At 68.7% G+C, this 12,352-nt stretch carries 11 protein-coding genes; 6 read left to right on the forward strand and 5 right to left on the reverse strand.

All coding sequences use genetic code 11. The annotated features are described in order from the left end of the window. Positions 1-10: 10 nt before the first annotated feature. Both IE274_RS25935 and IE274_RS25940 read right to left on the reverse strand, forming a co-directional pair. Entirely contained in the window at positions 11-334 is a 324-nt protein-coding gene (locus IE274_RS25935) for a nuclear transport factor 2 family protein (protein WP_190118296.1), read from the reverse strand. A 25-nt stretch (positions 335-359) separates the two neighbouring features. Next, positions 360-785 (reverse strand): nuclear transport factor 2 family protein, encoded by a 426-nt coding sequence (locus IE274_RS25940; protein WP_190118297.1) that lies wholly within the window; start codon positions 783-785, stop codon positions 360-362. 269 nt (positions 786-1,054) lie between these two features. On the opposite strand from IE274_RS25940, the gene IE274_RS25945 reads away from it, so the two are divergent. After that, entirely contained in the window at positions 1,055-1,618 is a 564-nt protein-coding gene (locus IE274_RS25945) for a hypothetical protein (protein WP_190118298.1), read from the forward strand. Between the two features lie 409 nt (positions 1,619-2,027). Here IE274_RS25945 and IE274_RS25950 read toward each other — a convergent pair whose 3' ends face one another. After that, positions 2,028-3,218, reverse strand: coding sequence for an IS701 family transposase (locus IE274_RS25950; protein ID WP_190118299.1), 1,191 nt, complete (start codon positions 3,216-3,218; stop codon positions 2,028-2,030). Between the two features lie 1,476 nt (positions 3,219-4,694). Here IE274_RS25950 and IE274_RS25955 point away from each other — a divergent pair. Continuing rightward, positions 4,695-5,303, forward strand: a complete 609-nt coding sequence (locus IE274_RS25955) for an LmbU family transcriptional regulator (RefSeq protein WP_229909808.1) — start codon at positions 4,695-4,697, stop codon at positions 5,301-5,303. Positions 5,304-5,596: 293 nt separating this feature from the next. Here the strand turns inward: IE274_RS25955 and IE274_RS25960 are convergent, their stop codons facing one another. Then, positions 5,597-6,241, reverse strand: a complete 645-nt coding sequence (locus IE274_RS25960) for an FMN-binding negative transcriptional regulator (RefSeq protein WP_190118301.1) — start codon at positions 6,239-6,241, stop codon at positions 5,597-5,599. A 392-nt stretch (positions 6,242-6,633) separates the two neighbouring features. On the opposite strand from IE274_RS25960, the gene IE274_RS25965 reads away from it, so the two are divergent. Continuing rightward, positions 6,634-7,944 carry a lysine N(6)-hydroxylase/L-ornithine N(5)-oxygenase family protein gene (locus tag IE274_RS25965; protein ID WP_190118302.1) on the forward strand — a complete coding sequence of 437 codons (1,311 nt, stop codon included), beginning with the start codon at positions 6,634-6,636 and terminating at the stop codon, positions 7,942-7,944. 198 nt (positions 7,945-8,142) lie between these two features. Here the strand turns inward: IE274_RS25965 and IE274_RS25970 are convergent, their stop codons facing one another. Then, positions 8,143-8,367 carry an MbtH family protein gene (locus tag IE274_RS25970; protein WP_190118303.1) on the reverse strand — a complete coding sequence of 75 codons (225 nt, stop codon included), beginning with the start codon at positions 8,365-8,367 and terminating at the stop codon, positions 8,143-8,145. 520 nt (positions 8,368-8,887) lie between these two features. Here IE274_RS25970 and argJ point away from each other — a divergent pair. Genes argJ through IE274_RS25985 form a run of 3 tightly spaced genes read left to right on the forward strand, consistent with a single transcriptional unit; the run spans position 8,888 to position 12,262 of the window. After that, entirely contained in the window at positions 8,888-10,042 is a 1,155-nt protein-coding gene (argJ, locus tag IE274_RS25975) for a bifunctional glutamate N-acetyltransferase/amino-acid acetyltransferase ArgJ (RefSeq protein ID WP_190118304.1), read from the forward strand. Then, a complete protein-coding gene (gene argB, locus IE274_RS25980) occupies positions 10,039-10,950 on the forward strand; it encodes an acetylglutamate kinase (protein ID WP_190118305.1) in 912 nt (303 codons plus the stop codon). Before argJ ends, argB begins: the two co-directional genes overlap by 4 nt. Positions 10,951-11,005: 55 nt before the next feature. Further along, positions 11,006-12,262, forward strand: a complete 1,257-nt coding sequence (locus IE274_RS25985) for an acetylornithine transaminase (RefSeq protein WP_190118306.1) — start codon at positions 11,006-11,008, stop codon at positions 12,260-12,262. The last annotated feature ends 90 nt before the right edge of the window (positions 12,263-12,352 follow it).

The raw sequence follows: 12,352 nt of genomic DNA on the forward strand, positions 1-12,352 counted from the left end.
GCCCGTCGGTTCAGCCGGGCCCGGTGGCGAAGCGCTGGATGACGCCGTCGGTCACCGAGAACTCCCACGCGGTGTCGATGTCGCCCCAGATGTCGTTGTGGAAGCGGGCGCCGACCGACAGGCCGTCGGGCGATTCCCGCACCACTTCCATCCGCGCGTGGGACGAGAACAGCTCACGTTCCACCCACGCGCCCGGGTCGCGCTCGGTTCCCACGTCGATCACCGTGGCGTCCTCCGCGAGCACGGCCCACAGGGCCGCGGGATCCTGGGCGTTGACCGCGTCCACGAAGGCGCTCACCACCGGATGGGACGGCATGCGGTCACGGGGGGTCATCTGTGGTGCCTCTCTCGCGGGTCGGTCAGCCGCCGGTCGCGGCCCGGTGCAGGGCGTAGGTGTCCTCGAACAGGTGGTAGCGCGTGACCTGGCCGTCGACCACGGTGAGATGCGCGGCGAACGGTGTCGTCAGCGGTGCGCCGGTGGCCTTGACGGTGTCCCGCAGGTGGCCGAGGATCACGCCCTGCTCGCCGTCGACCACGATGTGCGTGACGGTGAACTCCTCGGGCTGCAGATACTCGTGCAGCATGGTGAAGAATTCCGAGACGCCCGTCCGCCCGGTCCGGTTCCCCGACCACGGCACGTCCGGCGAGCCCGGCGCGACCCACTCCGCCGACTCGGCGAAGAGCCGCACCGCGCCGTCCAGGTCCCGCTCCGCGAGCCGGGTCAGATAGGTGTCGATCACTTCCCTGGTCGCCCGGTCGGATCCCGCGGGGGACTGCGTGGACATCTCACCAACTCCTCGTCACGTGCCGGTCCTTGGTCGTGGAGGTCCAGTGTGGTGCGCCTGGGGCGGCGAGCGTAAGTCACCTGCCTCATTCCCGCCACGGGTTGGCGCTGCGCCGCGGCGGGGAGGCGACGGCGGGCGGAAGTGGGAGAGCACCGGGGCATGACCGGAAACAGCCGTCGGGGCCCGGTAGCGGCATGCGGCGCCAAGTGACAGGAGGGTGATGCCTCGAAAGCTTGCGCATGGCGCTATTGTGGTGCGACTATGGCGCCATGGAACTCACGCGGTACGTCGACAATCTGCGCCAGGAGCTCTTGGCCGCAGTGGAGGCGGGCGACGAGGAGGCGCGAGAACTCGCTGAACGCCTCGTCACACCGCTGGCTTCCGCTGCCCGTCTGACGCTTCTTGACGCGCTGTCGGCCGCCGCGGACGAGATCACCCGCGACCTGGCCCCCGGTTTGGTCGAGATTCGCCTGCGGGGTCTCGACCCGACGTTCGTCGTGACGCTGCCCCCGCCGGACCGGCTGTTCGACGACGAGGCCGACCACGGCTTCGACCGTCCGCACGCTGGAGTGGCGCCATCATTGGTGTCACTGGCGCCAGCGACAGTGAGCGGTGAGGAAGGTGCGACCTCTCGCATCAACTTCCGACCGCCCGAGCATCTCAAGGCCCGGATCGAGGAGGCCGCGGGCCGCGAACGGCTGTCGGTGAACGCGTGGCTGGTTCGCGCGGTCTCCGCGATGCTCGAGTTCGACGAGCGCGGCCGCCGCACGGAGCGGCGCGCGCCGCGCGGCACATCGGGAAACTCCCAGCGCTACACGGGCTGGGTGAACTAGCCACACCGCGGCCACGAAACTTCGGTCCGGCGACGCGTATCGCACGCCGGTACCGATCCCGCGGCCCTGGAGACCGACCTCCCCCGGCGGTCTCCAGGGCCGCACCCCTCCGGCGCGTGCCGGACACTCCGGTACGAGAGCGCCTCGACGCGAGGCGCCGGACGAGCGCCCTTCCTCGTACCGCGCCGCAATTCTAGGTGAGCCGCGCCCCGTGGAATGCGGTATGCCGATATGGGGGAGTGCCGGGCGGTTTCCGCCGGGCCCGACTGGTCCCCGGTCGATTCGCCGCCCGAGGCTGACTTGCGGTCAATAGCGCCAATTCGCCTGGGGGACCGGGAATCGGTTTCGCTGTAGCCGCCATGAATATGACGGAGTGCCTTCCTGGAGCGGAGTCGATCCGAAGTCGTCGTCAGACCAAGTGCAGCCGGTGCTGATGGTCTCGGGAGAGAGGCGCCGGACAGCACGGCAGATGCCGCGGAACGGGCCGGTGCGTGAGCCGCTGATATGTGTAGGCCGCGGAAACGAGCGTCATGTGGTGATACCAGCCGGGAAAGGAACGGCCCTCGAAGTCGAGCAGGCCGAAGTGGCGTTCCATGCCCGCGACCGCCGTGGTGGTGCGGGTTCGTTGGGCCGCGAGTGAGGCAACGTTGTCGAGTTGCTGATGCGTCAGGCTGGTGATCCACATGGATGCCGAGCGGCTTTCCGGAAGCACTTCGGTGAATATGCGGTAGGGATATTCGGGCGTCACGCCCGGCCTGTCCCCGGGAAGCCGGACGAGCACGGACCGGACGCGGGTGTGCTGCTGGTGACCGTCCGCCGCGGTGAGGAGGACGGAGTCGGTGTTGCCCGAGGAGACATGGTCGCGCGCGCTCACCGGTTCCGGGCTGCCGGGCGTGCGGTCACCGACGGGCAGGACCTTCAGATGCTGGGGCACGGCGACCACGAAGTCCCGGGCCCGCTGGCTGAGTCCGCGCAGGAAGAGGCTCACGTCGGGGTCGTCGCTCAGGTCGGCGATGACCGGCGCGGACGTGGGCGCGGTGCGGGCCTCCAGGGTGTCGACCAGGTCCAGCGCCTGGGCCCACAGCGGGCGGTGGCCGACGTCCTCGGGTATGCGCGCGCGCCGGCGCAGCTGGGCGTCGTCGGTCCAGGGCGCCGGGAGCAGCAGCCGCCAGTCGACCGGGACGTGCAGGTCGTCGATGCCGAGGAAGGCGCCGAGCCCCAGCTGGCAGTTGAGGGTGCGGCCGGAGACCGGGTCGAACGAGCGGTGCACGCCCACGGACCGGTCGCCGCGCTTGGGCAGGACCGCGCGGCCGATCGCCCAACTGGAGACGCGGCCGTGGTTCTCGGCCCAGCGGGTGAGCTCGTGCATGACGGGGTCCCAGTCCCAGGGGCTCAGGCTCACGAACTGGCGCAGGGACTGCGCCGCGGTGGGCGACGCCGAGACGGCTCCGGCGAGACGGCGTACGGACTTCTTCCCGGGGGTGATGAGCAGCCCCGCCAAATAGGCCCCCGCCCACCTGCGCTGATCGGCTCGGCGCAGATTCTGGAAGACCTGATCGGTGAAGTCGCTGAAAGGTGATGCGAGCGGGGTTTCGGGCACCTCGCTGATCGGAGTCGATGTTGGCAATGCGCAGGGCACAACCATGCTGCGATCCCTCCCCGGACGTCCCTGAGCGGCAACTGCCGAGCGTCGAGTCTAGGATCCGAGAGCGCGGCGCACCATCTTGCTGCGGGTGTGACTGATGTGGCAACCACAGCAGTAAACCGGGTTCGCGCACCCGGTCCGCGAGGGTGGCGGGAGCGGACTCTACCTCTCCGGTTCGTTCGCCGGTTCCACGCCAACTGCCGGACGGTTTCCGTGAAGAGGATCAGGAATTTCAGCTTCCGGGTTCCCGCTTCCTGGAGTGCGCCATTCCGGTATCCGTTCGCACCCGGTTCCGCGGCCGCCCCCCGGGTGTCCGTCGCGGCCTGTCCGACCCTCCGCTCAAGCCCGACTCCCCGTGCGCACCTCCGCCGTCGTGCCGGTGGGCCGAACTCCGCATAGCTGAAGGGTGACTTGTCTGAGGAGGTGTTCTTCGGCCACATCGCGGGGAGTGTGGCTCATACTCGCGTTAAGAGGCGGCAGGGTAAATGCTACGGTTCGCTGGCAGTTCTGAGATTCGGCCAATAGACGCCGATGGTGACGGACCATCATCATCCGCCCCGAATCCGACTGGCTGAACTCAACGAAGGCCCCCGCCTTCTGGACTTCCCCTTCTCGTCGGCAGCTGTTTCGCTACGCGCTACAGTCGGCTCAATTCCTGCTGCCAGTGGCGGCAGTTGATCGCAACGCCGTCGCCGACCGGGTCCGGAGAGCGCTGCGGTACACCACGACAGCCACAGCGATGCTGGGCTATCTTGTTCGAACTTCGAAAAGTCGTGACGAGCGGCTGCCTCATCCTTGAATCTCCAACAGGTGTCGGGTTCTACTCGGGTAGGCCTTTGGAAGAGACCACTGCGCAACCGGGTGATCGGTACCGATGGAGGACACGTCGGCCGTCCCGCGGACGCGGAGGTCGTGGTCGAGGCGAACGGGGCGAGTAGTTGAACGGGGCGAGTAGTTGATGTACGAATCTGCACACATGCCGACTGAATGCCTTCCGCGCAGTCCTGAAGGATGCGCCGAACGGCCGGACCTGCCTGCGCGCTGTGCCGGCGGCCCCCTCGAGCGGTGAGGGCGGCCGACGGCGTACACGTACGTGCCACGCCGACGGATCCAGCGATGAGTTGACGGAACTCTGACGACCCGAATCGGCGAGTGGCTTGAGACGGAGCCCTCATCCGGCCGATCGGCTGTGATTGATCGACCAGCCTGTGCCTCGCGATCGCGAAGGCTTCCGACCCGTGCTGGGTCAGGACACGGCTGTCACACCCGCATGGCATTTTCCTGTTCGGATGCGAACCGCTGTGTCCGCGTTCGTTCGATGTTCTTTCACATGGAGGCATGATGACGAACCAGGTCAGCGACCTCGAGGACTCGAAGGTTGTGCTCTTCCGCCGAAACGCGAGCGCGGTGCCGCGGCAGCGAAGAGCAGGAGTGGACGAGCGTCGTGGCCAGGTACTGACGACGAAGGTGGGCCTGCAGATGCCGGCCGGTCTGACCTTCGAGGACTGGGAGCGGGCTGGACGCCAGCTCTCCGGAATTGTTAATTCCTCTTCCTGGTGGCTCGGGGACTGGCTGGTATACGGCAAGGACCACTACACCGACCGCTACCAGCGCGGCATCCGTGCGGCCGGGCTCCAGTACCAGACCCTGCGCAACTACGCGTGGGTGTCCCGGCGCTTCGACTTCAGCCGTCGACGCGCGGCACTGAGCTTCCAGCACCACGCGGAGCTGGCCTCGCTGCCGATCGACGAGCAGGAGCTGTGGCTCGACCGGGCCGAGCAGATGCAGTGGACGACCAAGCAGTTGCGCAGCGCCATCCGTGTCGCCCGTGAGGACGAGGCGCGCGACGGAAACCAGACGCCCGAGACGATGCGGCGGCTCGCCGTTCCCGGCAGCAGGCTCCAGTGGTGGCACAAGGCCGCCGAGCAGTCCGGCATCGACTTCGAGCAGTGGGTGCTCGCGACGCTCGACAACGCCGCCGAGCGTGCGCTCGTCGAGGACGAGGCGGCGGCGCGGAAGCAGGCCGGCCTCAGCGCCTGATCCGATCCGTCCGCTGGACAACATGCGTCGAGGTCAGGGCTGTTGACCTCGGCGGACGAAAGCTCGACGCGCAGGAGCCCGCGCTTCCCGAATGAGGGAGTGCGGGCTCCTGCGCGTCGGCAGGTGTCGGGAGGCGTCGGCAGGGGCGGCAGGTGTCGGCGCGGATGCCCCGAACCGCTGCCGCGGACCGAACGGCGGGCACCGAAGTCCCGTGAGCGGGACGGGTGTTGGGGCCCCGGAGAACGGTCCGCGGCAGCGGCAGGGGCACGCGGAGTGGAGAGTTCGGGGACGGGTTACGGCAGCTTGCCCATGAGCTGGGCCGTCGCCTGGTGGCGGGTGCACTCACGGCCGCCGAAGGAGTCCCGCACGCGGCCCTGGACCTCGTCGGGCTGCTCCTGGCTGAGCTTGAACATGCCCTCGGCGCCCGTCACTTTGATGCGGAACGCGCCGACGGCGGGCACTATCTTCCGGAAGTAGTCGAGTGATTCCGACATGTCCCAGCCGTCGCCGAAGTCACCCTCGTAGGCGCGCACGGTGGACTTCACCACCTCCAGGGTGTTCTCGATGCCCTCGATCTTCTCGACGACACCGTGGACATGCACCGAGGTGAAGTTCCACGTCGGCGCGGCCGGCGTCACCTGATACACCGTCGGCGACACATAGCCGTGCGGCCCGGTGAACGTCAGCAGGTTCACGCTGCCCGACTCGAGCGCCTTCCAGTGCGGGTTCGCCCGGTTCATGTGCCCGAGCAGTCGGCCACCCGAGAGGTCGTCCGACCATTCACCGGTCCAGTCCGGATCCTGAATCACCGGCAGATGCGTGGCGAACGGACCCGCCTCGGGGCTGCCGTTGCTCACAAACAGTGCCAACGGATTGCCACGGATCAGATCCAGCATCCACGAACTGTCCGGCTGACGGTACTGGCTGGGAACGAACATCCGGGTTCACCCTTTCGTTCTTCTCACTCACGGTATGGCACCAAGCCGCCGACGCTACCAGCGCTTTGAGAGGGCTCAACGCAATTGTGGACGAGCCGCGCGGCTGTCCTGTCGGCAGGACAGCGTGCCCGTCAGGGGCGGTGCGGCCGGGTGCTCTTGAAAGGTCCGCCCGGCCCCTCTAAGTTGGCGTGGCGGTGTTCTCCAGCGCAATACTTAATGCGTGTCTCCCGGACCACCGGTCGAGATGTTCGAGACCATCAGCCGTGCGTCAGACGAGAGTTGGCAGAATCTCCAGCCGCAGCGTTTCCGACCGAGTTCCTCTCGGATAACCGCAATGCCGTCGTCGCAGCTGTGGAAGTCCCTGTCGAAGCTACACCAGCGGGAGATTGTCTATGGGTACGCGTGAAAACGAGATATACGACATCGTTGGCATCGGGTTCGGCCCGTCCAACCTGTCCCTCGCCATCGCCCTGGAGGAACATCAGTCCAATTCCTCTGAGCGACCGATCACAGCGGCGTTCTTCGAGCGGCAGGCGGCGTTCGGCTGGCATCGCAACATGCTGCTTCCGCAGGCGACGATGCAGATTTCGTTCCTGAAGGACCTGGCCACCTTCCGCAATCCGCTGTCGCGCTACAGCTTCGTCTCCTACCTGCACGACTCGGACCGCCTGGTCCAGTTCGTGAACAACCAGGACTTCTTCCCCACCCGCCAGGAGTTCCACCAGTACCTGGAGTGGGCGGAGGCGGGCTTCCGCGATCGTGTCTCGTACAACTCCGAGGTCACCGGGATCCGCCTGGCCGACGAGACGTCCGAGGGCCGGCAGGTTCTGGAGGTCGTCGTCCGCGACACCGTCGGCGGCGGCACCCGTGTGGTGAAGGCCCGCAACATCACCGTCTCCACCGGCCTGGTGCCGCGCATGCCCGACGGCATGGAGCGCGACGAGCGGGTGTGGCACAGCTCGGAGTTCCTGGCGAAGTACGGCCGGATGAAGCCCGCGGACCTGAAGAACGTCGCGGTCGTCGGCGCCGGTCAGAGCGCCGCCGAGATCACCAAGTACCTGCACGACATGCTGCCGCACGCCCAGGTCTCGGCGATCCTGCCCAGCTACGGCTACTCCGTCGCGGACGACACGCCCTTCGCCAACCAGGTGTTCGACCCCACCGCGGTCGACCACTACTACTTCGGCACCGAGAAGACGCGGGACTCGTTCTGGCGGTACCACAAGAACACGAACTACTCCGTCGTCGACGACGACGTGATCAGGGAACTGTTCCGCCGCTCCTACGAGGAGGAGGTCGCGGGCGCGCAGCGGCTGCACTTCCTGAACCTCACCCGGGTCAAGGAGGTGAAGCGCTCCGGCAACGACACGCGTGTCGTCCTGCACTCGCTCCTGGACGGCGAGAGCGAGCAGGAGATGGACGTCGACGCGCTCGTCTTCGCGACCGGCTACGCCACGATGGACGCCACCCGGCTGCTCGGTGACCTCGACGCCTTCTGCCTGCGCGACGAGGAGGGCCGCCACCGGGTGGAGCGCGACTACCGCGTCGTCACCTCCGGCGACCTGTCCTGTGGCATCTACCTCCAGGGCGGCACCGAGCACACGCACGGTCTGACGTCGTCCTTGCTGTCGAACATCGCTGTCCGCAGCGGTGAGATCGCCGACTCGATCGTCGAGCGACGCGGCGTCGGCGAGAAGGTCTGAGCCACCCCTGTTCCGGACGGTCCGCCGGCCCCCACCGGCGGGCCGTTCGCATGCGCGGGTGGCCGTGACGGCTCCGGCCCGGAGGGGTGCGGTCGGTCGCGCACGTGCCAAGGGGTGGGCCCCGGTGCTGGGAAGCACCGGGGCCCACCCCTTTCGGCGCCGCTCAGGAACGCGCCCGCCGCACGTGGCCAGGGAGGCTCACGCGGCCTGGTCGGCGGCCATCGCGTCGCGCAGGCTCTTGGGCCGCAGGTCGGTCCAGTTCTGCTCCACGTAGTCCAGGCACTCCTGGCGGCCGGCCTCGCCGAACGCCACCCGCCAGCCGGCGGGGACCTCGGTGAACGAAGGCCACAGGGAGTGCTGCTCCTCGTCGTTCACCAAGACGTAGAACTGGCCATCCGCGTCGTCGAACGGGTTGCTGCTCATGGTCCACTCCATTTCAAGCCGTACGCGATGGCTTCCCGGCGGAAGCCGATCGATGCCATGTGCTGGAAGACACAGTCCACCAGCTTCGTCATTGTCGGTCGAGTGTGTGCCCGGCGTCCAGGCCCGGCTGCTCGCCGACGAATTGTCGGTACAGACAGTGGCGGAGTGCGGTGGTCCTGTGAAGTATTCACTGCGACCGCAGCAAAACTCCGGGAAAAGTTTAGGGACTTCCGCAGGCCACCGCGACCGCGAAGTGCGCTCCCGGACCTGCCGGTTGTTTCTCCGGCGGGCCTTACGGTCCATACATAAGGTCTCGGTGCGCTCGGCCCAGGTGGCCCGTTGTCCCGTGGACAGGACAGTCCGGTGCCGAGAGCATGAATTGCCTGTAGTTTGTTGCGGGTTGTCGGACTGTTACGTCGCCGAAATCGAGGAATGAGGCGGCTTGAGTCATGTCATCGTCGGTGGTCCCCCACGGCCTTCCCGGGAGACTGGGAACTTCCACTATAGGAGTAGTAGAGCCATGAGCGTCACGGCAGCACAAGGTTTTTCGGCCGCAGGCGTCACGGCCGGAATCAAGAGCAGCGGAAATCCGGATGTGGCACTGGTCGTGAACAACGGCCCGCGCCGGTCGGCGGCAGGTGTTTTCACCTCGAACCGGGTGAAGGCCGCCCCCGTGGTGTGGAGCGAACAGGTCCTGAGGGTGGGCTCGGTGAGCGCCGTCATCCTCAACTCCGGTGGCGCCAACGCCTGCACCGGCCCCGAGGGCTTCCAGGACACCCGGGCCACCGCCGAGAAGGTCGCGGCGAGCCTGGCGGGCCACCGCGCGGGCGAGGTCGCCGTCGCGTCCACCGGCCTCATCGGCGTACGGCTCCCGATGGACAAGCTCCTGCCGGGCGTCGAGAGCGCCGTGGCCGAACTCTCCGCGGACGGTGGCGAGCGGGCGGCCATCGCCATCATGACGACCGACAGCGTGCACAAGACCGCGGTCGTCGAGGGCGAGGGATGGACGGTCGGCGGCATGGCCAAGGGCGCGGGCATGCTCGCCCCCGGCCTCGCCACGATGCTCGTCGTCCTCACCACCGACGCCGACCTCGGCACCGGCGTCCTGGACAAGGCGCTGCGGGCGGCGACCCGGGTGACCTTCGACCGGGTCGACTCCGACGGCTGCATGTCCACCAACGACACCGTGCTGCTGCTCGCCTCCGGCGCCTCCGGCACGACGCCGGAGTACGCGGACTTCGCCGAGGCCGTCCGGCAGGTGTGCGACGACCTCGCGCGCCAGCTCATCGGCGACGCCGAGGGCTCCTCGAAAGACATCCGCATCGACGTCGTGAACGCGGCCACCGAGGAGGACGCCGTGGAGGCCGGGCGCGCCATCGCCCGCAACAACCTCCTGAAGTGCGCCATCCACGGCGAGGATCCGAACTGGGGCCGGGTGCTGTCCGCCATCGGCACCACCTCCGCCACCTTCGAGCCGGACCGTGTGAACGTCGCCATCAACGGCGTCTGGGTCTGCAAGGACGGCGCGATCGGCGCCGACCGGACCGCGGTCGACATGTCCGGTCGTGAGGTCGTCATCACCACGGACCTGGCGGCCGGTGGTCGGCAGGCCACGCTGTGGGCCAACGACCTGACGTCCGCGTACGTCCACGAGAACAGCGCGTACTCGTCATGAGGATCAGCACCCAAGAGCACCCCGCACTGGTCAAGGCGCAGTCCGTGATGGACGCGCTGCCGTGGCTCAACCGCCACCAGGGCAAGATCTGCGTCATCAAGTTCGGCGGCAACGCCATGATCGACGATGAGCTGAAGGCCGCCTTCGCCCACGACGTCGTCTTCCTTCGGCACGCCGGACTCAAGCCGGTCGTCGTCCACGGCGGCGGCCCGCAGATCAGCGCCGCCCTGAAACTCCACAACATCGACAGTGAGTTCAAGGAGGGCCTGCGGGTCACCTCGCCCGAGGCCATGAACGTGGTCCGGATGGTCCTCGCGGGCCAGGTGCAGCGCGAGCTCGTCGGCCTCATCAACCAGCACGGCCCGCTCGGCGTCGGCCTCACCGGCGAGGACGCGGACACCATCACCGCGGTCAAGTACCGGCCGGAGAACGAGAACGGCGAGTTGGTCGACATCGGCCGGGTCGGCGAAATCGCCTCGGTGGACCCCGGTGCCGTCGAGGCCCTCCTTGCGGACGGCCGCATCCCGGTCATCTCACCGGTGGCCCGCAGCGTCGACGACGACCACGTCTACAACGTGAACGCCGATACCGCCGCCGCCGCGATCGCCGCGTCGCTCAACGCCCACACGCTGGTCTTCCTCACCGACGTCGAGGGCCTGTACGCGGACTGGCCGCACAGCGACGAGGTCATCAGCAGGCTCAGCGCCAGCGAACTGGAGAAGATCCTCCCGGAGCTGGCCGACGGCATGGTCCCCAAGATGGCAGGCTGCCTGCACGCGGTCCGCAACGGCGTGGGCAGCGCGCGCGTCATCGACGGCCGGGTCCAGCACTCGGTGCTCCTGGAGATGTTCACGCGCGAGGAGATCGGCACGCTGGTCATGCCGGACATCGAAGACGATCTGCGATGAGCGGGGCCGTCGAAGAGGGGGGCGCGATGAGCGCGCCCGGCACGGAGGGGATGGGATGAACGAGCCAACGAGCGACACCGGCGACACGGGCGGCACCGGCGGCCCGGGCGACGCCGTGGGGGAGCGCGGGAACACCAAGCTCACCGAGCGCTGGCAGGCGTCGCTGATGGACAACTACGGCACGCCGAGGGTGCCGTTGGTGCGCGGCGAGGGCGCCGCGTTCTGGGACGCCGACGGCAAGAAGTACCTCGACTTCCTCGGCGGCATCGCCGTGAACTCCCTCGGCACCGCGCACCCCGCCGTCGTCCGCGCCGTCAGCGAGCAGGTCGGCCGGCTCGGCCATGTCTCGAACCTCTTCATCGCCGAGCCGCCGGTGCGGCTCGCCGAGCGCCTGCTGCGCCTGACCGGGCGCTCCGGGCGGGTCTTCTTCTCCAACTCCGGGGCGGAGGCCAACGAGGCGGCCTTCAAAATCGGCCGCCTGACCGGCCGCCGCCGGATGGTCGCCGCTCAGGGCGCCTTCCACGGCCGCACCATGGGCTCCCTTGCCCTCACCGGCCAGCCCGCCAAGCGCGCTCCGTTCGAGCCGCTGCCCGGTGACATCACGCATGTGCCGTTCGGCGACGCCGAAGCGCTGCGCGCCGCCGTCGACCACGACACCGCACTCGTCGTCATCGAGCCGATCCAGGGCGAGAACGGCGTCGTCGTGCCGCCGCCCGGATATCTGGCCGCGGCCCGCGAGATCACCCGGGCCGCCGGCGCGCTGCTGGTCCTCGACGAGGTGCAGACCGGGATCGGCCGCACCGGCCACTGGTTCGAGCACCAGGCGCACGGCATCGAGCCGGACGTCCTCACCCTCGCCAAGGGCCTCGGCGGCGGCATGCCCATCGGCGCGACGCTCGCCTTCGGTCCGGCCGCCGACCTGATGGTGCCCGGCGCGCACGGCACCACCTTCGGCGGCAACCCCGTCTCCTGCGCCGCCGCGCTCGCGGTGCTCGACACCCTTCACGGCGACGGGCTCCTGGACCACGTCAAGCGGCAGGGCGAGACGCTGCGGCAGGGCATCGAGGCACTCGGCCACCCGTTGGTGGACCGGGTCCGCGGCGCCGGGCTGCTGCTCGGCATCGTCCTCACCGAGTCCTGTGCCCCGCGCGTGCAGCAGGCGGCCCAGGACGCGGGCCTGCTGGTGAACGCCGCGCTGCCGGACACCATCCGGCTGGCCCCGCCGCTGATCATCGGCGAGGACGAGGTGACGGCGTTCCTGCGCGCGCTGCCCGGCGTACTGGACCGGGTACGGCGCGAGGGCGGCGCCTGACGCCGCCGATCCGGCACCGACCGAGCGGGCCGTCCACCAACCGGTGGGCGGCCTTTCGGTTTGCCGCGCCAGGGGGCCCGCCGCCCTCGA

The sequence above is a fragment of the Streptomyces flavofungini genome (assembly GCF_014650815.1).
GTDB lineage: Bacteria > Actinomycetota > Actinomycetes > Streptomycetales > Streptomycetaceae > Streptomyces > Streptomyces flavofungini.